A 26,998-nucleotide genomic window follows, 5' to 3' on the forward strand; every position below is an offset into this window, starting at 1 on the left:
ACGAACATCGTGGCTGACAGATGTTGACGACCGGTTGGATTCAATAAGCTGAAACAACATCCAAAACCCAAGTGCTACGGAAGCGGTTGCTGCCACCAGGAGCAAGAACGCAAACAATGAAGCCAGAAAAACTGAGCGCTTGCCCCTGCTGGCCTCCCCCCTTTTTACGTACCTTCGTGAGGAATTGAATGTAGTTGTCTTTGGCTCCATCATCCAGTTAGCCCGTCCCAATTCACTTCATAGACAATGAACATTCCAGTGCCATAAAGCCTGCGCTAGAAGCTGGGTTGAAGCGCCGATTGCGGCCTTTTCCCGAAAACGCAGCAAGGTTGCAACACTCTTCAAAAGCAAGCGCGACGCCCCCTTTTCTCAAGTTGGCCAGCGCCTCGCGATGCCACGCGACACGGCTCGACGAGTACCGGCTTCGAGCCGCATGGGCAAGGTCAACCCGGGAATGCCCCAGTGGACGAATCTCGCCCGCACGTAGTTGATGCGGCTGGTACTTAGACCTGTTTCGTGGCGGATCTTGGAAAGGAGCTCGCCGCTGGCGAGCATGATGATCGCAACGGCATGACACGACTCGTGGTTCTGCAACGTTTCTTTACAATAGCTTTCCGCCAGCCGATCAAGCTGGGTCTTGAACCGCTCCGCCATGATATTAAAGGTGGTTCGCGCTTTCATGCGATAAAAATGCCTCGTAGCCGGGTGCGTATTGGGTCAGACCAGGGTTGGGCTTCACCTTGAAACAAGCTCTGAAGCGATCCAGGCAGCACTCCTGTATTCACTCCGTCATCTTGCATCTCTGTTAGCATGCTGTGTCAGGGCCGGCGTGCGTTAGGGGGCGAACGTTTTCTTGGAAATAACACGGAATCTGTAGTAATCATCCAACGATTCCCCCGGCAGTTCCGTTTTGATGAAATCTGGCAGCTTCTCGTTGTTCGGATCAAGGTACCGCTCCAGAAGCACCGCCCCCCTCTGTTCTGAGGAAACAAAATCTACCGACTCATCCCAGGTGGCGGGGGCGCTGGAACGGGCCTTCTTCAATGTCTGCACGCGGTAGTGCACGGAGTAGGTGTTCGACTTGGTGGTCAAGCGCGGGTACAACTGGTTGTAAGGCGACTCACGCATATTGTCTCCCGTCAGCTCAAACCCGTCCATCTGGGTGTTAAGGTCACCGTTCCACCAGGCCACCATGGACTCGTAGTTGGGAGAGGAACTGGGCAGCCCCCCGGGGCGCGGGTAGTAGGTGCGGCCCGCGAAAGGCTGGGGAACTAGGAAGATGTCACAGATCTCAGAGGCACTCCGAAAGATGTCCCCCTGCGCAAAGCGGCTCCTGATCCCCTTCATCGTCTCCCTGGCATTGACCTCATACACGGTTTCGAACTTCAACCAGTTGTCATAGGCCTTGTAACATTCCAGCTTCTGTGTCCCATTGGCACCGCTGGCCGAGGCATCCTTGGACCAAGCCACCTCCGCGGGAAGGGCCGAGATTCTCGAACTGCGCAGCACGGCATGAAGGCCGGTGTTTCGCTCGATGTAGGAGAACGGCATGATCTGACTATTCAGATTGATCTTGCCCGCCGTGGATCCCGGCTCGCTGATGGCATACGGCTCCACCACCGGCATCCAGAAGAAGTCGAGAAGCAGGTGGTCATGGGGGGGGCGGAATCCAAAATGGTCCCCTGGCTTCGGCTCCTCAAGCGCGGGAGTCTCGCGAGAAGGCGGATTGGGGCAGAAAAGCAGCGTCTGCCAGGGCGCAGGGGCAGGGATGCCCTTCGGAGGATCGGCATGGATCACAGAAGGGAGCGAGCCGAAGGCTACCGCCGAGCAGATCTGGCGGTTGGGAGAGTAGAACCGACCCGTTGCCTCCTCCGTAAGACCAATTCGCGAGAAATAACCATTTTGAACATTTGTGGTATCTCCAGTGACCCCGGAGTCATCGATCTTGTTGATGTACGGGCCATCCTCGGTCCTCCCAGTGCCCGTGTCCCAATCCCCTGGCTTCCCATCCACATTATACGCGCCGTCCAGCTTTCCAGGAGTCGCAGGTTGGCAGTCCTGCCAGTACTTGACATCCCGGAGCAGACCATAGGACTTCAACACCTGTCTGCCGGGTCCTATCTCATACCCTGCTATCTTCCACGCATGCTGCCTCCCATGTGTGTAGTAATTTACGTCGTGGCTGCGACCATAGTGGCCAGTGAAGGTTGTCCCAGCGTGCCGTAGGGACTGCGCCTCTTCCACCGCAGAATCGAAGTAGTGTTCGTGGGGAGAGAAGTACTCCTTCGGCACCTGTTTGAGGGCGCAGAGAAGGCGGTAGTCTCCTTTAATCGGGCTGGACGAGCCTGAGACAACTGAACGCACCGTGTCTCCATAGCAGATGATGTTGTTGAGGATGTCTCTGGTATTCAAACGGTTCTGGATATCCATCCGATTCACTGCTGTGGCCCAGTTGGCATTGGAGGTCATTGCCGCAGCGACCCTCACCGTCGGCACCGGCCATGCCACAGCATCGGGAAAGTCGAGCCGGATCGTCTGCACCAAAGATTCATCAAGAAACGAACCAGGAGCGCTTGAACCGGTGCGAATCTCAATAGTCAGGGGCCCTCCGCCAAACTGGAAGGTCTTGCCAGCAGAGACGTCCACCTCCCTGCTCACAAACGAAAACGAGGCATCCTCATTGGCGCCCACCCCACCGGGAGCCACGATCTTCATCATTGCTCCAGCATCTCCAGTACGTGCCTTGTAGAATTGCGAGTTGAGTGAGGTGTAAGCCGTGGCAGACCCGCCATCACCCGTGGCACCAGAAGATACCCACGCGCGGTTGGTCAACCGCGGGCCAAAGCCCAAGGGACGGTTGTTCACCTTCCAATTCTCCAACCCCAACACCCGATAGCGCACATTGGGATTTCGCGGCGGCATGCCTACAGCCGGTATGAAGGGCTGCAATACCAGAAATGCCCTCATTCTGGTGGTCTTGTCAGACACATCCGTGGGGGCTTCCACGTCCTTGGGCTTCATGGTGCCAGTTCCGTCATCGACCATCTCTACTTGTGTGGCCATGAAGACCACTGCCGCCTCCACCACAGAAGGGTAGTGGCCGAAGGCCTTTAGCGGGATAACATACGGCTCGGTCGGCGTGCCACTCGCAGTCACCGGCACCGCTGTCGATTCAGCGAGCCAATCAGGATTAAGATTGGTGTAGGCCCGGGGAGGCAGGAAGTGGTATTTGGGTGTCTCGTAAGGATTGTGCGCATTCACCCCCCATCGGACGAAGTCGAACATGTTCAACAAGATCTGATTGCGATTCAAGCTGCCATACTTCTCGTCAAAGGTGGCACTGCCAAATCCCGGCGCAGCCATTTTGGTCAACCTCTGCAGATAACCTAGCAGCTCTTGGTTACGTCCAATCTGAAAGTCTGCCGTCTGACTTTGGGACGATCCTTGTTTGTTTGTGTGGTTCTCCCATGTGGACTCTCTCTGGAAGCCGCCTGCTTTGCCTGCCGTGCTGGCGCAAAACTCGAGCAGCTTGTCTTTTGCTGTACGCTTGGCCTTGTCCACCTGCACGGGCCACAGCGAGATGCGCGGGCGGTTGTAGAGATTGACCTCCGGGGCCCGGCTGTGGGCTGTGACGAAGAAACGGCTGGCCTCCAGCTCCCCGCTGTCAATGGTGCCTGACGGAGCGTTCGGCTGTCTTTCGCCTTGGGCATCGAGCTTTGAACCGTAAAAGAACTCGTCCACCGAACTCAAGAGCCTCTCACGCTTCAACGGAATGGCGGAGTTCGGGACCTCAGTACCGCCCTTGGACCCCTCGCCAACTCCACCAAGCTGAAGTCTTGGCGTCAGGTTGTAGAGCTTGTTGAGCCATGCTGAGTAGCTCTCTTTATTGACCACCATGCCGGTGTCAACCACCTGCGGATACTGGTAGGTGTAGGTCGAGTCAAAAGCCTGGAGCACCGCGCTCAGGCTCGTCATGGCTGGATGGCCGGGAAATCTTTGAAACTCATTTTGCGCAGGCGGGAAATAGGCGAAATTTCGATGCGACCAGCTCGATGACCGGGGCAGCTCCCAACCCGTCCCCTCGCCTGCGGTGTTGAGGTTGACCTTGCAGGTTTCGTCATCCGTCCAAAACGCGATGCGGCTAACGATGGGATTGCTGGTCGTAACTTCAGCGGCATTGAAGGTCGCCATGCCGCCCTCACCTCCGGTGGGTGCCACGACGCGCCCATCCTTTAGCACATAGAGCCAGCGCACCGGCATGGGGAGGGGGTTAGTCGCAGTGGCGCCCGGCACCGGCACAGACGCGGATAGACCAAAGCCCTCCATCTTGCCAACTTCCGGATCATCCTCCCCACCCAGCAAGCTGTGATCGACGATCGGATAGTGGTTTTCCACAGTCCCGTTCGCACTCAATCTTGCCACGGGCTCATTGAGGTCAGTGAACTGGGCGGTCTGCTCATTCCACTTCGCCAGCGTTGCAGCTTCGTTCAGCGCATTGAATGAGACGCTGGACTCCGACATCTTGTCTGAGGAATACAGCCGCCAGGCGGTCTCCATGTCCGAACGACCCGCAGTGGCACCTGCACCATTGCCGAAGACGCGAATCATCCCAGGTTGAGATGCCCATGTTTTCGTCACCCCCAGGCCAGTCGTCGCTTGTCTGATCTGGCCCATCACGATACTGACGGGCATATCGGAGAGCTGACGCACTTTGGCAACCTCACTGAAAGCGGACGAAGCTCTGGTTTCTGACGAACTCATGGAGAGCATGGCCAACACCAGCCCCATGAGCAGCGCCACAATCGTCAGCACAAGTACCAGCGCCATGCCGGCTTGACGACGGTTCCATTTGGATCGCGGGGAACTGCACAATGAGTTACTCATAAGACTCAATTAAGTCGAGTGTGAACAATGAACTTCCGTGGTGACAATCTTACGTTCGCGCTAGGACCCAGAGCTTCTGCACGCCTTTTTTGCCGTGCATCATCACCCGGATACCGCACCCATCCCCTGCGCCCCGCCTTCGCGATAGAAGAGAGGAAAGGACACCCCTTTGGCAGCAAACCACCAGTGGCATCAATTGAATCAATGCCATACCCCAGTCCCGAGGGCAGGACGATTCACGCGCAAGTATTGATGCATTGCGACTACATGGTATTGCTCTGGTGATTCAATCCTCAAGCTTACGCTGCGCATTCCATAGACAGCGAGCCACAGAGACAATGCGCTTGCTGGTTACGCCAGGAAGCCAGACCGCGCAAACGCCCCCTAGCTTCGCGCTTTCGATCATGGCAAGAGCCCACATGTGAAGTGAGGTTCCGGGTCAGTTCCACCCACAGTGAACCCGACTCCGTCATGATACGCGCATTCAGCTTCCTCAAACATCTAAGTCAGGGCTGCGGGTTGTTCGCAGCCATCGGCATGGCACTGCCTGCTGCCCACGGTGGCACGGTGACGAAGGAGAACAACACCGATGATCTAAACCTGGGATCGAGCTGGCTTGGTGGCACCTCCCCTCAAGCTGCCGATATTGCACAGTGGGACAGTGCGGTAACTGGAGCCAACAACGTGATCCTGGGGGCGGACGCCAGCTGGCAGGGATTGTCCCTGCTCAATCCAGCGGGCGCAGTCGCCATAAGTGGCAGCAACACTTTGACGCTAGGCCGTTCCGGCATCGACATGAGCAGCGCCACCACCGATCTCACCATCAGCGCAGGGCTGACACTGCTGGGCAACACGCAGCAATCCTGGAAAGTGGCGACAGGAAGGACACTCCACCTTCACACGGGAAGCTTCACTCGGACCGCGGGTGCCATTCTGAATATACAAGGTGGAGGCGCAGTCACGACCACAAATATTTCCAATGATGCCACGGGCATCATCGGACCATGGGCCACGATCGGCACCGGCGCAGCCACCCGCTACGCCACCGTCAGCGGCGGAAACATCGTCGGATACAACGGCACAGCTGCCGCAACCGCCGCCAACGTCACCAGCACAGCCGGCACGGAGAACTATGAACTGGCCGCGGTGGGAGCATTCGGGGCGGGAGCCTCTTTCCACACGCTGCGCTTCACCGGCGCAACGGGGGCTATTACGGGCGCAGCAACCGCCAATGGCATTTTGAACGCGGGCGGCGGCACTCTGACGTTGAGCAACGCCATCACCGTTGGCTCCACGAACGAACTGGTGCTCAACACGGCCAACGGCAATATTACAATCGCCTTCAATGTTGCCAATAAAAGCGGAGACAGTTCCAGACTGATCAAAACCGGGTCTGGAGCCCTCACGATGTCCATCCCCAGCAACAATCCCACCAGTGACACCATCTTCAGTGGAGGCACTCACCTGCTTGAGGGAACCATCAACGTCACCACCGCACGCGGCCTGGGCGACGCCGCCACCGCCACCGTAGCCATGGAGGCCGGGACCACGCTGCACCTGAATGCGGGGGGCACCACTTTCACCATGGGCAACATTACCGGCGCGGGGACGATCAATGTCTCCTTGGGGGCTGGCAGCGCCACCACTCAACTGTCCCGGAGCAATTTGAGTGGATTCACCGGCATTCTGAACATCGGCAATGGCTCCGCAGGCGGTAAGTTCTTGCTTAGCACGACCACTGGGGGCACATCAGCTTCCGCCATTAACGTTGCCCAGAATGGGACCCTCTACGTAATCGGCGGCATCACCGTGAACGCCGCGCTCACGCTCAGTGGTGGAGATACCGGAGAGTCGCTGGGGCAACTGCGCCTGGAAAACAACAGCATCTACGCCGGAAACATCACGCTGGCCGGAGACATCTCCGGAGCAGGCGACGGGTTCTTCAACGGTGGCATCATCACGGGGAACATTGGTGAGTCCGGCGGGGTGCGCACCCTGTCAAAAGTCACCACCGCCACCCTGGCTCTTTCAGGAGCCAACACCTACAGCGGCGCGACCTCCATCCTGGCGGGCACATTGAACCTCACGGCCAATCTGGGCAATGCCAGCCGGTCTAGCGATGTCCTCGGCATCTCCTCCAGTGCGGCATCCAATCTCTTGCTCGCCAATGGCACAACCCTGAGCTGGTCAGGATCTTCCGCCGCCAGCACAGACCGTCTTTTCACCATCAACGGCAGCGCGGCCGGACACGGGGCCACAATCTCGGCCAACGGAACCACCACCGCAGCAATCCTCACGTTCACCAACACGGGCTCGATCGCCTATGGGGTGGCTGACCAGACCCGCACGCTCACCCTGCGAGGCACCAACACGGGAGACAACACCCTGGCCATGGCGATCCTGGACAATGGTACAGGTCTGGTGAGCTTGACCAAACTTGACGCAGGCACATGGGTGCTGACGGGCAACAGCAGCTACAAGGGCATCACGCTGCTCTCCGCGGGCACACTCAGCATCTCGACAAGCTCGAATCTCGGTGACGCCAGCAACACGCTGACTTTCGATGGTGGCACTCTGCGAGTGACAGGGACAAGTGTTGCGAATCTCGACAGCAGGACCGTGACTTACGGAACCAACAAGCTTGTGGCCCTCAACATCGCCGATAGCTCCCACACCTTCACCTTCAGCCAGGCACTGACACAAGGCTCCGGTGGCTTTACAAAATCAGGAGCCGGACGCGTGGATCTCACGAACGCAGGAAATAACTACACCGGGGTCACGGACATTGCTGGAGGCACACTCCGGCTCAGAGGTGCGGGGCTCCTCAGTGCCGGCAGTGCCCTGCGACTGAGCGGAGCGAATGCCATCCTCGACCTGAATGGGACGAACCAGACAGTAAAAGGCTTTTCCGGCACAAGCAGCAGCACGGCGAAGATTGTGAACAATTCCGGCAGCGGCACCTCCACCATCACCATCGGTACCGGGGCTGCGAACGGAACTTATGCGGGGCAGATATTGGATAACGACGGAGTCAGCACCGGCGGCAAGGTCGCCGTGGTTCACGATGCCGCGGGCATCACCACCCAATTCACCCCCACCGGCTCCAACACCTATAGCGGCGGCACCACCGTGAAGCAAGGCACGCTCCAGGGCAATGACGTGACCGCCTACAGCGGCGCTACGACGACCGCCGCCGTCAACCCCTTCGGCCCTGGAAAAATCACTCTGGCGGGAGGCGCTTTGAACCTCCGTATCGGAGCAGGCGATGACACCACGGCCCAAACCCTCAGCCTGGGGAATGACGTGGAGGTCACCGCCTCCTCCACGCTGAATTATGCCAGACAAGGGGGCAACACCGCGAACAAGACCCTGGCTCTGGGCAATCTCAACCTGGGAGCCTTCACCCTCACCACCGTCGGGGCAAACGGCTATGCCGTGAGCTTCTCATCCGTCACCCTCACTGGGAATGGGACCATTGGCGGCAACTCGCAAGCCCCCATGACCCTCGGAGCCATCGGCGAATCCGGCGGCTCATATTCCCTCACCTTCTCAAAAGGGTTTTCAAACACCCCTGTCGTTCTAACTTCTGCGAGCACGTACACAGGCGGCACAAATTTATCGGGGGTAGCGGTGACCTTGCAGGACAAGGCAGCCTTTGGCACGGGCACAGTCAATCTGGGGAGTAGTGGCGTGGCCACCCTTCTGGCGTCCAAGGCTCTGACTGGGGCGGACAAAATTGCCAACAACTTCACCAATACCGTAGGAACACTCACCATTGGCGGCAACAACGACATGGAATTCAGCGGGACGTGGAACGTAGCATCCAATCGCACGACCAGCATTACCAACACCGCAAAAACGGTTTTCTCTGGCACTGGCACATCGTTGGGGATTCTCGGAGTGAGCAACGGTACAGGGTCCATCGAACTGGCCACAGACCTGATCCTAAATGGCGCAACCCTGATCAACGGCAGCGGTGGTACAATCAATGCGACAGGCGGCGCCAAGCTTAAAATCAACACTGCAGGTGGCGACATCGGCACCACTGGGATCCTTACCATCAATGCAGATCTCGCCAACGGAACCGCAAGCAATATTGACTTCTGGAATAGCGGCGGAGGAACCGTCATTCTTCGCGGAGCAAACACCTGGACCGGTGCCACAAACATTCAAGGTGCCACCGTCGATGTCGTCTCGCTTAACAGCGTGGTTGGCGGTACGGCAAGCAGCAGCCTGGGCGCCCCGGTAACAGTCGCAGCAGGCACCATCGGCATGGGCTTTTCCTCAACCTCTGTCGCACTCAAGTACAGCGGCACAGGGGAGACCACGGACCGGGTAGTCAACCTGACAGGCACCACGGGCGGAGTAACCATTGAACATGCTGGCACGGGCTTGCTCAAGTTCACCAGCAACTTCACGGCCACCGGCGCCGGGGAAAAGACGCTCACCCTGTCGGGTTCCACCGCAGGTGTCGGAGAGATTGCAGGTGCGATTGTGGACAACAGCGCCGTCAACAAAACCAACCTGAACAAGACAGGAGTCGGAACCTGGGTGCTGTCCGGCATCAACACCTACACAGGAACAACCACGGTGACTCAGAACATGCTCCAAGTCGGCCGGGGGGGAAGCGGCAGGACTGGCGGCGGAGCTGTTACCATCAAGACTGGAGGGGCTCTTTCTGGCACCGGGCTAGTCCACGGCGTGACTTTCACAGCTGAGAGCGGCTCCACCATCTACGCAGGTGACGGCACAGCCCAAAGCGATTATGGCACCCTGTACTTCGAGGCCAAGACAGGCCCTGGTTACTTCGACTTTAAATCAGGCAGCAAGGTGATTCTTGGCCTCAACCCAGGCGACATCGGCGACTCGCTTGATTTCTACAGTTTCTCGGATGGAACGCTCATCTTCGATGGCGATCTCACCGTTGCCGCAGAATCCTACTCGCCCGCTGCGGAGACCACCTTTGCCCTTCTGAGCTGGATAGGAATGAGCACCACCACCTTCAACTCCCGATACGACGCCGCCTCATACAACGGCTATCTGCTGGGGAATGGGGATGACAATCTGGGATTTGATCTGCCAGATATCGCTGGCAGCGGCTACGGGTGGGACATCAGCCAGTTCACCATCGATGGTACTATCTCGACGGTAGCAATCCCTGAGCCTTCCCGGGTACTGCTGCTGCTCCTGGGGCTCGCGGCATTCTCCGCAAGACGTCGCAGATAATCTGCCCCCAAGGCTTACGAGTTGCACGCACCACCTCCCTGATCAAACCGCGGGGAAGCTAGCCACAGGGCAGCTTCCCCGTTTTTGTGGCAGCCATTCAATCTGCCTCCACTAACTCGATCTACTCCCAGCAAAACGTGGCCCGTAATTCGAGGCCTTACTCACCTCGTCTGGCGCCTCATAGCGAGCATTGCTCATCTTCCGTGTCACCGGCCACTGATTCACATCAGTGGCTGCTTATCCTGTTTCAAACCCTGACGAATGAAATTCATCGCATAGCTGAGCACTTGACGCCAACCCCCTCCCTACCGAGATGCAAAACCGTGTCAGGCGGCTACCACCGTATGGGTGGTAGACGACCTGACCGACGACGAAATTGAGGACATCGCCCGGGAAAGCCCGGTGGTGCACTTTGGCAGCTACTTGTCCATCTTCGACAAGGACAACGTCGAGCGGGTGCCCAAGCCGAACATCCTGCAGATCCGGATCAATGAGGCGTTGATGACGCTCAAGGCCCTGGAAGCGCCTGTCCGCCTACTGGTGACCAAGATCCGCCAGTGCGGCGGCTCTACCTTCTCTCTGGAGGTCGCCTACCACGAGGGCCGCAACCGCAAAGTCGATGCGGTCATTATTGCCGATGTGGGCCGGAACTCGGAGAAGATGCTGACGCGCCTGGAGGACTACAAGAACAAGGACCAGTTCCCGTGGGACACTGAAATGGTAGCAAAGCACGGCAAGATCTCCCTGACCAATGGCACCACCTTCGAGATTGATTCAGCCCAGAACTGGAACGCAGGCATTTCGCGAACCCGACAGGTCTTCCTTGCGTCAGAAACACCGAAATGGTCCCGGTCCGGCGCGAAGAATGACAAGCGCATCATGGCGGCCGTCCTGCCGTCCATCCCCAAGCGCCCTGGAACGGTCGTCATCTCAGAGGGCACCCCCTTCGGTGCGTCAGGATGGCAGTACGAACAGTGGCAGGGCGCCCTTACGTTGGAGGAGTTTGTGCGGCGACTCAAGGCTGGGGAATCCAATCCCGGCAACGGGTGGGTGAAGATCTTCGCCGGCTGGTTTGAGTTCGAAGAGAACCAAGTCCCCATCACCGACCGGGAACGAGAACAGATCGGGGCCAGGCTCAGCAACCGTGAACTGGCAGGGATTGAGAGATACGGATGGACGCCGGAGCAGATCGCCTGGCGGCGCGCCACGATCGACAGCGAGTGCGGCGGATCCGAGGAAGACTTCGACCAGTACTATCCAGAAGACGACGTCTCATGCTGGCTCAGCTCTGGCCGCCCTCGCTTCGACATGGGCAAGCTGGTGGAGTTGGAGACCCGGGCCCGCAGCGCCTCCCCGGAAACGGGGCGTCTGGTGCTCCAGGATGACGGAGAGATGGTCAGCTGGTCCCCCGACTTCGAAGGCAAAGGGGACATCCTCATCTGGGAGCAGCCCAAGGAGGGCTGCAGGTACCTGGTGTCATGTGACCCCGCGACCGGATCAGACCAGACCGAAAGCGATAATCCCGACCGTCACAGCATTTCCGTCTGGCGCGCTCCGTACGTTGACGGCTTCGGAAACGAACGCAGGATCAAGATGGTGGCCCGCGTGCGCCCTCCCTTCCAGGGCGAGGGCGATCTGGTGGCCACACACATCACCGCCCTTTCGGCCTACTACGGCGGCTGCATCGTGGTTCTGGAGATCAACATGGGGCTCCACATCCTGGAGCTGCTGAAGGCCCGCGGTGTGCCCCTCTACAAGCGCGAAGTGTTCGACGAGAAAGACCGCGACAAACCCATCCTGCAATACGGGTTCAAGCTCAAAGACAGGAACATCAAACGCGCCGTCGTGGATTGCCTGGCCATCCACATTCGGGAACGCGCCATCGAGGTGGAGTGCCTCCATTGGATCGGCGAGGCGAAGTCCTTCATGATCGATGCCCACGGCAAGGAAACTGCCCCTAGCGGCCAGCATGACGACGATGTGATGCAGGGGGCGATGGGGGTGTACTCGATTGGGGCAGCCACGCTCTATAAGACGCCTCAGAGAAGGCGGAGGAAGCCGCGGGACTGGCGGGATTGGACGCGGGCGCCGTACAAACAATAGGCCTACCAGAATTTTTCTCAGCAGTAATTTTTCAATTGCTCGACCGGACTCCAGATTCGCCAAGCGTTCAAGCATTTGGTTTTCAAAGCCCTAAGCTATTTAGTCCAATCAAACTATGCAATTCTCTATCGTGAAGCCTCAGCACAATCCTACCAATGCTTGTTGAAACTTAGACTCTGTGTTCAAATTAAGCAGGCATGTCCGATAAGACCACTGCCCGTCGCCGCCCCAAGCGCTGGAATCCAAAGGCACTTTTCGCCCTCGTTCTGGCATTCATTTTCATAGCGCTTGCGGTGCTGCCCTACCTGGGCGATCCCGTTCGGCTCGCGCTCATAGCAGGTGCCCTCCAGCTGTTTTTTGTGTTTGTGAAGCATTCCCGCTAACGTCAGAAGGGCACGTTAAGTGAATGATCGTTGAACCAGTGTTTGGGATCTGTTCAACCGGCGTTGCCCAGTACACCTCTCGAAAAGATATAATTCCTCAGAGTGATTGGGGAGGGACGCCCTATTGATGCGCCCCTCCCCTGGGTAATCTTATGGAGATTTCTCTCCGATACCAATCTCTTTCAATCTAGCTGGGTCGACTTGCCACAACCTAATCACAGTCATGTTCTCATCTAATCCACCAAGCTTGGCCTCCTGTTGAGGGACAGCCTTCTTTCGTCTTTTACGCTTACCGTCGTTTTTGTATTTATTACCCATTGGTGCCCGCAGCGAGAATTGCGCTCGCTACAGTGGCTCTCCGAAGGGGGCCACTGCTCAGCTGGAACGGACAAAAGATGCACGATGGGAAGATAGCTCGCATGGCCCAGTCGTGCAAATCAGGTCATCGCAAAGAGGCTTTTCACCCCGACTTGGCTCCAAATCGGCCGCCACCACCTCGCCAACCGCACTTTTCCCTTGCATAAAAGAGCCAACCTGTAGGTTGCTTCGTAGGGCGGAGTAATCCAGCCCACCCGGCAACCTGCCGATTGAGCCCGCGTTCGCCCTACGTTCGCGGGCTTTTTCGTGCCCGGCAATCCACTGGCCGGGATGCTTGGCCTACTCCCCCAAAAGAGGTCAGAGACCAGGGAGACCTGATCAACGCGCAATAGTGCAGCCCGTGAGACGGCAGTGCGTGCGGCGCGCTAGAAACCAGCAAACTCGTAGGGGGGGTTACCGTTAAATCCGTGAAACACCGGGTTTTGGCCGCGAGGCTAGATAAGGGTCGAGGGTTATCTCTCGCGGCTCTCTCTCCTCCGGAGGCGGGAGGGGAAATTTTGGAAAGAGGAGAAAGTTGGGCGAGGAATCAGGACTGATAGTGCGCCCCTTTTTCATGCGGTGGGCTAGTCCGTGTAGCGAACTACCAATTTTGCCGTTGACCTCTCCAAGGGAATCCCTCACCATGAGGAAATCCCCTATCGCCACCATGAAACCGCTACTCTGCACCCTGGTCGCCGCCCTGTCCGTGTCAGTCTTTGCCGCCGATTTGACTCCTGAGGAATGGACGAAGCAGGAGGCCGTATATACTGAGCAAGGAATAAAGCAGTACGCCACGGCTCTCAAGGACCCAGCATTTCTGGAGGCGTTGCAAGACGCTCGGGACGCAGCGGAGGCGAGAAAGGACGAGATCATGCAGTCGCCCGACTGGTCGCTCAAGCTCTTGGCGAAGGTGCACCTGCGGCACTATGGGCGGACCGTGGATGCTCCCGCTCCAGTGGCACCAGCGGCTCCCGTAGCCGCTGCTCAACCACCGCCTGCACCTACTCCAAAGCCGAAAAGGGTGGTGCTATCCAGTGTCGATAGCGTTAGAGCGTTCTGGCTCCAGGGGATCTCAGACCGCGACCCTGAGATTTGCGCCTACTTCAGCGCCTCTTCCAGCCGCGAACGTGCTGACACACGGAGAGCTCTCGCCGCCGGGCAATATGACCTCGAAGCGCAGGCCTTCGCCCTTCGAGTCAACTATAAGACATATGCCGATGCTGGGCTCTCGCAAGAAGCCTCGCGGTGCGCTGAAGAGCACGAGATGGTGATGGCCCAGATCAACCAACGTGAGGCCGCGTACCAGGCGCAGCAGACCGCCGCGCTGGCCGCAGAGGCTGCCGCTATCCGCGCCCAACAGGCCCGCATGGCTGCACAGTATCGTGCTGACACCATGGCCCTCCAGCGTCAGGTCCGTGACATGCAGGCAGCCCGTGCCATGCGTGATCAAGATGCCGCGTTTGGGCGCGGAGCTCCCTGACTTGGCTCCAAGTCGCCCTCTGTCCTGCTGACACATTGCCGCGCCTCAATACGCTAGGCGTATGGCAACCGTAGAAGATCAGGCAGAGCAGGATGCGGCAATACAGGAAGAGAAATTGGGATCTCAGCAACGCGCTGAAACTAACAGGATCACCGGCCCCGCACCATCCCGACAGCAAGGCCGCCCCCAAGTCACCGTCCCGCCCGTAGAGCGCCGACGGAGCACCAGCAGCCCGGACCGTGCGAAGACCGCGGATGAGTGGCGACAACGCCAGGGCCTCACGGGCCTAGATGCCTATTACGCACAGCAGAGACGCGCCCAGAGCGATCACGCCATGTCGACGATGATGGCAGGCGGGAAACAAACCTCCTCCGCTCCAGCCGCCCCTGCGACGCAGCCCGCCATCCAGGCAACGGCCACAGGCAGTGTTGGCGCAAGGTCCACCACCCAGCCCGATCCTGACACCCTAGCCCGCGAGCAAGCGGCGCTGAACGCCCTGAGGCCCTACTCAAAGCCCCTCGGTGACGGCGTGGCGATGCGCAGCAGTGACGGCAGCGTGAAATTCGAAAGCGGCGCGACGATCACGCCTACGGGCACTATCTCCACCACGGGCACGGGCAACCGTGCGCTCGCCAGCCGCTACGGCACCGGCAGCGTCACATACGGTTCACGCACTCCCCCTCCCCTGACGGCCGCGGCTCCGACGGTCTCACCTGCCCCGGCTCCGCCCTCCGCGACGCCCCTCACACCGCAGGCAACAACCGCAGCAACGACACTGCCCAAGCCTCCCACGGCCCCTGCGCCAGCAGCATCTGCCCCGTCCCCTGGTGTGGCAACATGGCAGCCTGACGTCGATGGGTGGAAACGTGAGACGCAGGCGAAACTGGACGCGTCGCGCGCCCAGACGGCCTCCCCTCCTGCACTCTCACCTGCCACTCCACCCCCTCTGATGCGCACCCCGCTCCAGACGGCGGGCATCAAACTCCAAGGCGGCGCGGCCCATGCGGCCGAGGCGTACACCGCCCCCGCCCGCGCCGCAGGTCAGGTGGTGGGAGCGGCTGGAGACCTCGCCAAAACGGCCGTTGGGGTGGCCCTCGGAACGCCCAAGAACGTCTGGAAATGGGCCAATACCCCACGACCGGTCGCCCCATGATCCCCGCCATCCTCCCGCCAGCGCTCCGTCCCTACGGCATGCCTCGCAACAATGCGCAGGGTGCCTTTCACCCGCTAGCTCTGAAAAAGCTGCTCCCACCACCTCAACCACCCCAGGCCGACGCGAACAGCGCAGCCGGAGGTCAAGCCGAGCCCCTCGACCCTCTCCGCCCGCTCAATCGCCATGGCAACCGACCCACTTGAAGTTCTTCACGACGATCCGAACCTCCGCCGACTCAACCGCGCCGCCCGCCTTGCCCCAGATGGCCGCACCAACGCGGCCATCAATCAGCAGCGTGAGCAATACATCCAGGCACGGCTCGACGAGCAGCACGCCGCCGAGCTGGAGCAAGCGCGCACCGACCGTGGTGCCTACAGCGACCAGGTAGAGCCTCAATTCGCGTCAGAGAACCGCCCTCGCTACACCGACCCGCAGGGCATCACCCGCCCCACCCAACCCGACGAGGTGTGGCAGGCACAGCAGCAGCACAAGCTGGCTGAGGAACAACGCAAAGAAAACCTGCGCATTGCCAGAGCCAGCGGCATAGAGATCGAGGCCGACCCCGCCACCGGCCTGGAGCGCCCAAAGGTGGGCCAGAATGGCAAGCCCCTCTACACTCCCGCCATCGTTGGCCAGCCCCAGCGCATGGCCACGTTGCCGTTCACGCTCAAAAATCCCGACGGCACCACCAAGCAGGAAGACCGTGCCCAGCCCGACGGCTCCCCCTGGACAGTGGTTCGAGCCCGCACACCTGACGGTCGCGAGTTCAACACCCCGGCTCAAGATGTGAAGTGGGATGCGGCAACACGCACCCACCGGCTGAAGCATCCCGAGTCCGGCCAGGAAGTGGCCATCCCGGGCGAGAGGCCTCTCACCCAGACTGACGAGAAGACGGGTAACATCTCGATCCTGTCCACCGACGCCGCCACCGGCATGCTTGCCCCGCAGGTGATCGGCAAAGACGAGCGCATCACCCGCAACCTGCAGTTCGACCAACGCACCCAGGAGGTCACCGGCCGGGCGGCATTTCTCCAGCAGGAGCATGATCTCAGAACCCTCGAGGACCAACCCAAACTTGAGGCCCTCACCGAGGCACAGAAGAAGGCCAAAGAGTTCGACAAGGAACTCTTCACCTACGCCAACGGCCAGCCTGCCCGTCTCTTCACTGACGCCCGCTCCGGCATCACCACCACCATCCCGCTGGATGACCCGGTGCAGGTGCAACAGGCGCGTGACTGGTTGACCAAGCGCGATGCAGCCCGCAGGCAGGTGGAGGAGCTCAGCATGCCCGCGAAGCAGGCGGAAGAAGCTGCCCGGGCGCGCCAAACGGAGCTGCATCGTCTTGCCCTCCGCAAGGTGCGTCTGGAACAGGCAAAGCAGGCGCACCTCCGCAAGCTCGATGAAGCGCAGCGGGCTGGTGCCATCTTGCGAACGCCTGACTGGTCCAAGCTCGAAGCCGATCCCATCACCCAAGCCAGCGCCCGGGCTGCCGTGGGGGAGCAGGATCCTGCCGCCCAGGCAGCGTTGTCAGACGCTGAACAAGCTGCGAGCAACACCATCGTTTCGAGCATCGCCCATGCCCTGGAGGGGTACACGCCTCAAAAAGCCACCCAGGACCAGCAGCATCTGGCGAAGGTCATGGGAGCCTTTGTTGATGAGGAAGGCAACATCGACACCTCAAGGTTTGGCCAGACCCTGTTTGCTGGTCTCGGTCTCATCGGAAAGGTCACGGGGACGGGCAACACCTTGACCGCTCCACTGAAGGATCTCGGCAACAAAGCCATCGCCTTCTCTGCCGCCGCGCAGACCTTCAAAGGCCTGGCAGGCAACCACGACCTCACCACCGAGCCGGGCCGCGCAAACGCGCTCAAGGCGTTATTTCCCACATCCAATCCGGACGCTCTTGTCGCCACCTCGCGCCAGGTGGATGTGGGCGGCACCCCTGCAACGCTGATCGATCTCTCCAACCCGGCCACGGGTGAAGATCTAGGAACCTACCACCCCAGCGGCAACTTCATGACCGTGGGTTGGGAAACGCAGTCCAAGATCGGCACGCTGCGGGCCCCGCAGCTCGCAGACAACGGCATCCCAGCCTACTTCGGCAATCCCAACAACCGCCTCAGCGACGGTCAGAAGCGTGCCTTGCTTCAGACAGGTCTTGAACTGCGTCTGTCCGGCGAGAATGATGAAAGCACCTTCGCCAGGCTCGATCATGCAGGCCTCGGCATCCGTGGACTGCGGGACAAGCTCCAGAAAGGTGAACTCTCCTACCAGGAGGCTCGCGCTCTCAAGAGCCAGCTCTACGGATGGGATGAAACTGACCTGCCCAAGGCCATCACGGAAGATGGCCTGACCGCATGGCTGGGGAAGAATGAAGCCTGCCGTCGAATGTGGCAGACCGCCAAGAAGCCCGAGGCAAAGGCTGAAGTGGTCACCGCCTACTTCGATGCGTTGTACGGCAAATCTCGCCAAACGGATCTCGCTTTCAACGTGGACGGGCTCAAGCAAGCGAGGGCCCAGATGCTGGAAAACCTCGCTGGGAAGGGCATGGGAGATAAGGCGCGAGACTTCGGCGCAGAGCTTGCCAAGCAGACATTCGGCTCCCTTGCCGCCATCATCTACCGCAGCGTGAAAGAAGCACCAGCCCGGCTCGGGGCATGGAAGGCAGCCGACAAGCTGACAGGCTGGGATTGGGTGAAGGCAGTATCTGACTCCGAAGACGAACGCCTCGCCATCAGCGACGAGCAGACCGCTGACTGGCTTCGGAACACCAACACCTTCTTCGGCGGCACCTTCTTTGATACCCACGGGGTGGGCTACGACTTGCGCCATCTGTTCCTCCAGCTTTCCGACAAAGCCGCCCAGGCAGGCAGCCTTGACGCCATTACAGATCCAGAAGCCGCCGAACTGCGCGATCGCATCACCGGGCTCTACCATGCTGATCGTATCGGCAGTGCCGAGGGAGCGGCCCGTGGGTTCACGCCCGATGCATTCGATGTTCGCAAGGATCCCGCCATCCGCGCGGCCCTGCAGGATTACATTGAATCAGGCAATGCCGACCACAGAGAGCGGGCCTTCCGCCTGTTTGCCCTCGATCCCAAGGCGCGCAGACTGGAGCAGCGCATCCAGGCCTACACCCTCAGCCCTCGCAGCGCCACGATGGAGGACGTGCAGGAACGTGCCCGGGAAATCTTCGGGCTGGATCTCACCAACGAGAAGTCCACGGCCATCCTTCGTCTGGCCTCAGAGATTGAAGCTGCGGGCAAGAATGAGCAGGCCATTGCCGCGCGCGTGAAGGCTGCCGGTTCCCTCATGGGAGTCGGGGACCAGCATGCCGCGGCCGTCATCTTGCAACACATAGCCGGGCAGGTCACCAATGATCCCGGCTCGTGGGCCGCCTACATCAACACGCTCGACAGCGCAGGCATTCAAGAGTTCGGTGCCGAAGGTCTCACCACCTTCGCCGGCACCGCTTTCAAAGGCCTCAAGATCCTGCGAGTAGCCGCCGGGGCCGCGGTCAAGACTGCCGCCAAAACCACTGGATCAAAGACGCTCTCCACCGCGGTGCGGATGGCGCAGCAGACAGAGAAATCCGTCGCAGGCAGACTGGCCCGCGCCAATCGCATCCTGGATGAAACCCGCTTCGGTCGGAGCTGGGACAAAGTCAAAGCCGCTCTGGCCGGGCCCGCCGCCCGTGCACCGTTCACGCCCGCACTGGGTCAGACACTGCCGGCGTGGAAACGCGCCACCAACGTGGCGTTCGCTGGCGCAGGCACCTACAGCAGGACCGCCTTTGCCGAGGGCCTCGAAGAGACCGTCGCTGCCGTAGGCGAGCCGGGGGCAACCATGGACTCTGTCGCCGAACAGACGGCCATGGGCTTCATCTACGGCGGATTGGGCGGTCCGTTGATGACCGTCACATTCGCCCCTCTCGCCGCCGCCTCCAGCGCCCGCCAGGCGCGTGCTCAAATGCAAGCCCGTGATCAGTGGGCGCAGGAGCTCAATGCAATCGGGGCTCAGGTACCAGGATGGCAAAACGTCACCGGCGCGGACTTCGACCTCTATCATGCCCTGATGGATGTGGGGACAGTGACAGCGTCTCAGGAGTCGCTGAAGGCCCTCAACACCGAACGCCAGAGCCTCGCTGAGGAACTTGCCGCCATGCCCGGGAGCGCCCCCTCTCCACGGCGGACAGAGATCAACACCCGACTGCAGACCATCGACTCTGAACGGGCCGCCCACTCCGCCGCCATCACCTTCGCAGCGGGCAACGCTGCCGGTGCCCTGGCAGCGGTGCGCGATGCACGACAACTCAGCCCCAGCCAGCGCGCCCTGCTGACCGCCGCCGCAAAGGTGGCTGGTGGCCGCACCGACTTCACGGTAGAGGAGGGGAAGGCCATCACCAGCTCCCCTGAGGTTTTTGAAGTCGCATCCACAGAGCTGGAAGGCATCACCGATCAGGGCCTGCAGCGCCTCACTGATGCCGCCAATGTCCGCCTCACAGATGCCGGACGTGCCCAGATCCAGGCGGCGATGCCAGAGCTGGGGGCGCTGATCTCCACTGCTGAGAGCAATCGCCTCTACGAGCAGCAGCAGCAGGCGCAAACCCAACAGCCATCCTCCACCCCGTCCCCCGCTACCGGGTCTGCATCCGCCGCCCCGACCTGGAGCGTTCGAGGAGACAACGGTACCCTGGCCACACTGCCCGCCACCGAAGCCGCCACGGCTGAAGAGGCTCTGCGCAAGCTGCAATTGCGACTGCCGGAAGGTGAGAACGTGGATGCACGCAGCCTCACCCAGCCTGAATCACAAGCCCCCGCATCGAATGGCGCCCCAGCCTCTCGCGAGCAGCTGATCAGGGATGTGATCGCCAGGGCCATCGCAGCCTATCCCGGCCTCAGCAGCACCGTCTCAGTGCTGGAGGGTTCCCAAGGCGTGGGCGACAGCGGTGCCGCGTATGACTACGGGCAGGATCGCGTCTTGCTGTCAATCCCCAAACTGCTTGCTGAAACCGAGGGGTTCACCGCCCAGCAGACGGCCAGTCACATCGCCACCGCGGTGGACGAAGAGATCCGCCATGCCGCCCACATGCAGGCAGCTCGTGCCCTCTACGAGCTCAGCGGAGACTCCCGTCCCTTCCACGTGTGGCGGGCCGCTCACTACGGTCGCCTCTGGAATGAGGAGTTCACCGAAGAACAGCGCCAGGCCACCTTGGACCTGTACGGCTCCACCCTCGACGCCGCCCAAGACTGGGAAAAGGCATTCGAAGGCATTCGAATGCTGTCCCAGACCAAAGCGTCCGGACAGACCACCGAGGCCGCGAAAGGTTACCACATCCAGCCCAATCAACAGGGCATCCTAGCCCACCTTCGCGCCGTCTTCGCCTACCTGAAAGATCTCGTTTCCAAAGGAAACCTTCCGGACTCCATCCGACGGGATCTCGATGCGATCGAAGCCACGCTAAAGCAATTCAGGCAGAGCGCCAGCCCCACCACTGCCACGGCATCGCCTTCAGGCAAAGCAGTGGCCCAGATGTCGCAGAGCGAGTACGCCGCGCACCTGACAGCGCACGGCCCACCAGATGGCGTCTCCTTCTATGACGCGCTCACCGCCCGGCCAGAGCACCGGCACTTCACCGCCCAACAGCGTGCGGAGTACTACATGCAGCACCGGTCCGCAGTGAAGGCCTTCACGCAACGGGTCAGCGACTTTTGGACCAAGCTCAAACAATCCCCGATTGCCGGCATCGTCGCGCGCGGAGTGGAAAGTGCCTGGACCAATTTCGAAGTTGGCAATGACACGCACGTCAAAGGCACCGACAGGCACAAGGCCTACGCCACCCTTGCAGACGTTCTGAGCCTCTCTCAGCCCGACATGCAAGGGTTCATGGAAGCACTGCGAGATGCTGGCTTCCATGGCCAGGTCAAGTTCCCCGGCATGGGCTCACGGGCGCTGCTATCCTTCGACAACGTCGTCATGCACGGGGCGACCGAGAATGATGCGAAGGTGGCGGAGCGGGTCGCGCGGGAGTATTTCGGCACCCGGGTGCAAGGCACTCAGTTCGGCATCGATCAGGGCGGCAGGAGCCACACCCAGGCCCTGGCAGACAGGGCAGAGCAGAGCTTCAAGAGCCAGGCCAGGTCCACCACCACGGCTGCGGTCAAGCATGCCGGGCACCCTGCCACATCCGCCATACATCGGGCGGAAAACGCGATGCTGGCCCCCTTGCTGGGTGACAGCCCCAGCATCTCATCACAGCTCTCGGCCTCCCCCTTGCAGCCCAGCGTTTTCTGGTCGCGTCTCTACCGGCAAAATTTGGCAAAGTGGCAGGCTGGGGAGCCCCTCGGCCTCCCTTTGGTTCGCCTAGGGCCCACCCCCGCGGTCATCCGTGCCGCTGGGGCCGAGGGACACATGCTCGTACTTCCCAACAGCCTTTTCGACAAAGTCACCAAAGAGGTCCACGCAGTTCCTCTCGCGGCGCTCGAGCAACTTCCGGAGGGTTTGGCCGATCCCGTAGCCATCTTCCCCTCCCGCACCCGCCCAGACAGCCTGCTGGTGCTTACAGAGTTCACAGAGCCTGGCCAGGGCCCCATCGTCGCAGCCATTCACTTGGACAAGATCTCAAGCCACGGAGTAGCCGTCAATCAGATCCAGTCTCTCTACGGCAAATCTGCCAGGGAAATCGCCCTGATGTTCGGAGAGAACCCGATCTACGAGAACAAAACAAAGAGCCTTTCGATGGCACGACTATTTGGGCTCCAATTGCCCAAACGCGGGACGCCACCGAAAGGCTTCTCAAAGATACTCGGCCCGGATGACATCGTCAACCCCCAAAGCGGGTCAGGCACTCTCAACGCCGCCCCCTCCGGGAGTTCCGCCAGCCAGGAAACCCTGCGCCTCCTCCTGGAGCGAGCCCGCACCCTGGGCCTTGCCCACCAGCTCTCCGGCATCAGCTCGCGCGCCAGCGCCCTCATCAGACTCGCCTCCCAGAAACCGCAATACCACATCGCCCCCGCCCTCCGCGCCGCCCTCCGCGCCTTGATCGGGTTCAAGGAAAAAGGCGGCAAGGGTACTGTCGAGGAGTATCTCCAGCAGCAGGACAGGCTCACTCCAGGCACTGCCCCAGAGATGGCACAACTCGCCGCCGCCCTGGGGAAAGCAACTTCGCCAGAGTCCGTTCGTGCCATCCTCGATGAGTACTTGCGCCTCGCCCATGCGGTCACCACCACCACCGGCGAGCCGCTGCCCACCAACGCAGACCTCATCCGTCGTGCCATTGATCAGAGCAGCATCCCATCCGGCAGCTCGGCAACCCAGCGGCTCAACACATCCCCCATTCGGCAGGAAGACCTTCGATTTGCGGCCCAGGCCTCTGCCGAGCTGGCGAAACACGACGAAGTCTTCCGCCACCCTGTCAGTAAGAGCGGTTTGTTGGAAGATGTGATGGCGGATGTCGTGGATTTTGCCACTTACTTGGGCGAAGACACCCGGCCGGATGAACGTCAGGAATCCGAGGCCGACAGGCGTTTTGTGTTCCGCACCGATAATGGCAAACTCTTCTACGTGTACGAACGCGGTCAGCGTGGCCGTGGTGAGGTCTGGATTGATGTGAGTCGATTGGAGGAGGGGGATGGTGGATCGGCCATCTATGCCGCTGTCGGCAACTATGCGAAAAACAGCCGCCGCAAGTTCATTGGCGATCCCAAAGGGCTGTCCGAATCCGCAATCGTGCGGAGAACCTCAGCCATGCTTTCCCTGGCTCTGCGACATGGCAGAACAGACTTCATGGAGCCAGCCGCAGAGCAACTTAAAGGCGTTCCCGAAAAAGGCATTGCACCGCTCAAATGGGAAGGCGATGATGTAGCCAAGATCGCTTCGCTCATCGAGACGTTCCTTTCGCATCTCCACCAGAAGATCCCGGCCCTTCGCAACTACCGTTATGACTTCGAGCGACAACAGTTCATTTACAGAGACGGAAGACCCGTTGGCCGAGAACGCTTTGACGCCGGAGCAGAAACGAATCTGGTTCGCGCATCTCGAGCGGGTCAGGCAACACTACGTCGCGCTATATTCCTCCAATCCCTTGCATCAAGCCAGGGCAGCGAAAGACCCCAACTACTGGAAGCACTTCTCCATGGGAATCGTGAACATGCCGGGAGTGGAGACCCCTCAGTTTCATTAAACGAGGGCGGCCCCCTCCATCAGCTCTTTGCCGCCCCCCTCCAGCCCCCTTCAGGAGGCCCCTCCCTCCACGAGCGGGCCCTGCGGGCCATCCTGGCCCCTGTCCCGCAGAAGATCCGCCTGATCTTCGCCGAGTTCCTCAAGGACCGCCCCATCGCCGGGATTGCGCAGGAATCCGGCCTGCCTGAGGTGGCGGTGCAGAACATCGTCAACCAGATGCGGGCCCGGTATCTCACTGCGCTCAAGTTGCTGCAGGCGGACGCTCTGGCACTGCAGGCCGCCGGGCCCATGACCTCCGCGAGCACCCGGCCGCGGTTGAGCTTCAGCCGGGGACAAGGAAACAACTGGCACAACAGAGCCCCCGCCTCCCGGCGTGGCAGCACGAGCCCCTCCGTGTACCGCGAGGCGCTGGCAGCCATCCGGCAACGCCTCCCCGGGCTGGTGCACCAGCGTGTCCTGGTCTTTGACTCGCCAGCGGATCTCGCCGCCTCCTCCTATGGGGAGGACTACAGCGATGCGGAGATCGCAAGCATGGAGGAGGCAGAAGCGCTCTTTGACCGGCACACGGGGCGCACCCTCATCTTTGCCAGCCAGATCGAGCTGCGCGTGGGCGAAACGCCGCTGCACGCCCTCGCCCGCCTTCTGCTGCATGAGCGCGTAGGCCATGAGGGGGTGAACTTCCTGCTGGCCACGGATGAAGCCGTTGGGCGTTCGTGGAACCAGCTCGCCTCGCGCATCCCCCGCGGCGAGCTGCAGGCCATCCTGAATGAGCCAGGCTACCAGCATCTGGCCGGTCACCCCGCAGACCTGGCCCTGGAGTGGCTCGCCCGCAAGGTGGAGCAGGTGGAAGGGGCCCGCACCGTGGCAGAGCTGGAGAACAAGCTGCCTTCCCTGGCCCGTCGCATGTGGCAGGCCCTCCAGGAGGCGGTCGCGAAGCTCCTGTCCATGTTGTCCAGAAATGGGAAGGCCGCCTTCGAGCGCGATGTGCGTGACCTCATCTCCAAGGCCCGCCAGGCCGCCCTGGACGGCCGCAGTGCGGCGCATCTCACCGACGACCTGCTGCGCCGCGCCTCGGAGCGTGTGCCCCGCAGCCAGCCCCCTGATTTCATCCGTCTTGCCCTGCCCCACAACCCTGATATACTTGACCCAAATGGAAACCAAACCGGCCGTTCCCATCAAGATCGCAACCCTGGACGAGCGCTTGAAAGCCTCCGCCGCAGTGCCCTGGGAGGACGCCCTCGCCGCCATGAAAAGGCAGGCCGGGTACAAGGCGGACCAGAACGACGATCCGGCCGTGAGAGCCCTGGCTTATCTCGAGTCCATGGAGAAACGCTCACACGGGGAATAGCACCTCTCCAAAAGCTCGGTGGAGCGGAGCACGATGTCTATCCACACCAGCCTTCCAACCTGGCCGTCAAGCTCACCAAGCCGGGCGAGTTTGGCTGGGACGGCAACTTGCAGACCTACCTGCGCCGTCTGGCCTGGGGCAACCTTCTTTTCGACGATGACGTTGCTGTTGAAGGCCTGACCCAGCTTCCTGGCGAAAGCCTTCCACGCCTGGTCACCACCCAGCCGTGGTACCGCGCAGACAAAGTGCGTCCGCATCCAGATGCGAGCGAGGTGGAGGCCTACATGCGCGCCAGGGGCTTCCTCAAGGTGGCAGACGGTGCGTACGTGCACAAGCATCTGGACATCTCGGCCAGCGATGCCAAGGCAGCCAACTTCATCCGGACGGAGGCCGGGGTCATCCACCCCATTGATATCATCCTCGACCACACCCCTGAGCAAGAGTACCGACGCCTGCGAGAATTGGCGGAGCGGACTCCGCAGATGCTTGCTCCCCGGCAGACAAAGAGCGGGACGGGGCCGGACGCCCGATTGCAGTTTTCCTCTACCGGATCTCACGAACGGATGGTACAGGCACAGCAGGAGCTCGAAAATTCATTCGAAAAAATACAAAAAATCACCCAGGGCATGTGGGGGAGGCTGCCGGCCAGCTTCCAGTCGACGGTTGAAGCGTTGATACGCGGTGAGGACGCTAAATATCCCGGTATCGAGGCGATTCGACCAAGAAAGGGGCTTGATCGCGAGTCTCGAATTGTCGAAGCATCATTCGCTCACTACATCGCTCAGGATCCAGAGAGGGCACTGCAACGTTACTTTGAAATATCCAAACAGGAGTTTCCGCATGGGCGCTATGTTGGCCCCGATGCAGCGAGAGAGGTGCTGCCCGAGTATTCAGAACATGCCTGGTTTCGAACGGCTTTCAATCTGGCCACTCTGGCACCTTCTGGATATATAGCCTATCGTCTCGCAATGCCCACGCTCTATGCCGATAAATCACGCTCAGTCGTGTTATTTACGGCGGGAGGCTACGCGAGCGGGAAGACAATGGCCACGAAGTTGGCGTTGGGAAAACTAGTTGAGGCTGCCGCTGCCGTTGTGGATTCAACGGTTAGCAGTGAAGCAGCAGGATCCCGCCTCATTGAGGGGGCATTGGCTGAGGGTTTTCAACCTGCCTTTGTATTTGTTTACCGTCCCTGGCTGCCTGCATACCGAAGCGCGGTCAGCCGACTACAGTCGAGCGGCAGGCCTATTGGAGCTGTAGAAACTGCCAGTGCTCACTACGAATCGCAGAAAGCATTTTTGGAGCTGGCCAAGAAGTATCATGGGAAAGCTACATTTTTTGTGCTGGTGAATGACGGTGCACTAGAAGACATTCGCAGAGAGCCTGTTGAGTATCTTGAAAAACACGCGTATTATAAAGCAGATGAAAAAGGAAGCCGACAACAAGAAATGGCGGGCGAATATGCCGCCTACCTCGACGGAGAGTTCTCTGCCGGAAGACTTGGGGCGCTTGAGTACACCGCCGCCAGATTTGGCAATGCTGATAGACGAGTCCTTGACCGACTTCAAGGAGAAGGCGAGAGCGTACCGTGACGAGCATGGAATTCCGTTGCCACCACCCGAGACGCGTTTCTGAAAGAATTTGGATCCGAATTGACCTGCCGAATTCGACAATGCAATGCATGATATTGTCAGTTTGAATGGCGGGACTCCTGACCTGTTATTTCAAAATACGCCCCCGGACGGAGTGACGTGACACGGCTCTGTAAAATACGATGGCGCAATGCGACTCCGACAACCGTGAATGTGAGTTTAGCAAGTAGGCCTGATCTGGAATTTGACTGATCCACCGCTCCTTGCTGACCTTGCCCCTCTCCCGGCTAA

8 protein-coding genes are annotated in these 26,998 nt (G+C 60.3%); 6 read left to right on the forward strand and 2 right to left on the reverse strand.

Features of this window, described 5'->3' with window-relative positions:
* Nucleotides 1-369: 369 nt before the first annotated feature.
* On the reverse strand, nucleotides 370-681 hold the full coding sequence (locus VSP_RS27335) for a hypothetical protein (protein ID WP_009964746.1): 312 nt from the start codon (nucleotides 679-681) through the stop codon (nucleotides 370-372).
* Nucleotides 682-834: 153 nt separating this feature from the next.
* Nucleotides 835-4,827 (reverse strand): Verru_Chthon cassette protein A, encoded by a 3,993-nt coding sequence (vccA, locus tag VSP_RS27340; protein WP_009964747.1) that lies wholly within the window; start codon nucleotides 4,825-4,827, stop codon nucleotides 835-837.
* Between the two features lie 528 nt (nucleotides 4,828-5,355).
* On the opposite strand from vccA, the gene VSP_RS27345 reads away from it, so the two are divergent.
* The 6 genes from VSP_RS27345 to VSP_RS27375 all read left to right on the forward strand — a co-directional run bounded on the left by VSP_RS27345 (nucleotide 5,356) and on the right by VSP_RS27375 (nucleotide 26,707).
* The gene (locus tag VSP_RS27345) at nucleotides 5,356-10,110 is read left to right on the forward strand and encodes a beta strand repeat-containing protein (RefSeq protein ID WP_029190806.1); all 4,755 of its coding nucleotides are present in this window, start codon (nucleotides 5,356-5,358) and stop codon (nucleotides 10,108-10,110) included.
* A 348-nt stretch (nucleotides 10,111-10,458) separates the two neighbouring features.
* Complete coding sequence (locus VSP_RS27350; RefSeq protein WP_009964750.1) at nucleotides 10,459-12,213, forward strand: hypothetical protein; 1,755 nt, start codon at nucleotides 10,459-10,461, stop codon at nucleotides 12,211-12,213.
* A 197-nt stretch (nucleotides 12,214-12,410) separates the two neighbouring features.
* Entirely contained in the window at nucleotides 12,411-12,596 is a 186-nt protein-coding gene (locus tag VSP_RS27355; RefSeq protein ID WP_009964751.1) for a hypothetical protein, read from the forward strand.
* A 1,024-nt stretch (nucleotides 12,597-13,620) separates the two neighbouring features.
* Complete coding sequence (locus VSP_RS27360) at nucleotides 13,621-14,433, forward strand: hypothetical protein (protein ID WP_172682524.1); 813 nt, start codon at nucleotides 13,621-13,623, stop codon at nucleotides 14,431-14,433.
* A gap of 61 nt (nucleotides 14,434-14,494) precedes the next feature.
* Nucleotides 14,495-15,586, forward strand: a complete 1,092-nt coding sequence (locus VSP_RS27365; RefSeq protein WP_157211088.1) for a hypothetical protein — start codon at nucleotides 14,495-14,497, stop codon at nucleotides 15,584-15,586.
* Between the two features lie 183 nt (nucleotides 15,587-15,769).
* Nucleotides 15,770-26,707 carry a MuF-C-terminal domain-containing protein gene (locus tag VSP_RS27375; protein WP_009964756.1) on the forward strand — a complete coding sequence of 3,646 codons (10,938 nt, stop codon included), beginning with the start codon at nucleotides 15,770-15,772 and terminating at the stop codon, nucleotides 26,705-26,707.
* Nucleotides 26,708-26,998 lie beyond the last annotated feature (291 nt).

The organism is Verrucomicrobium spinosum DSM 4136 = JCM 18804, from assembly GCF_000172155.1.
In the GTDB taxonomy this organism is placed as follows: domain Bacteria; phylum Verrucomicrobiota; class Verrucomicrobiia; order Verrucomicrobiales; family Verrucomicrobiaceae; genus Verrucomicrobium; species Verrucomicrobium spinosum.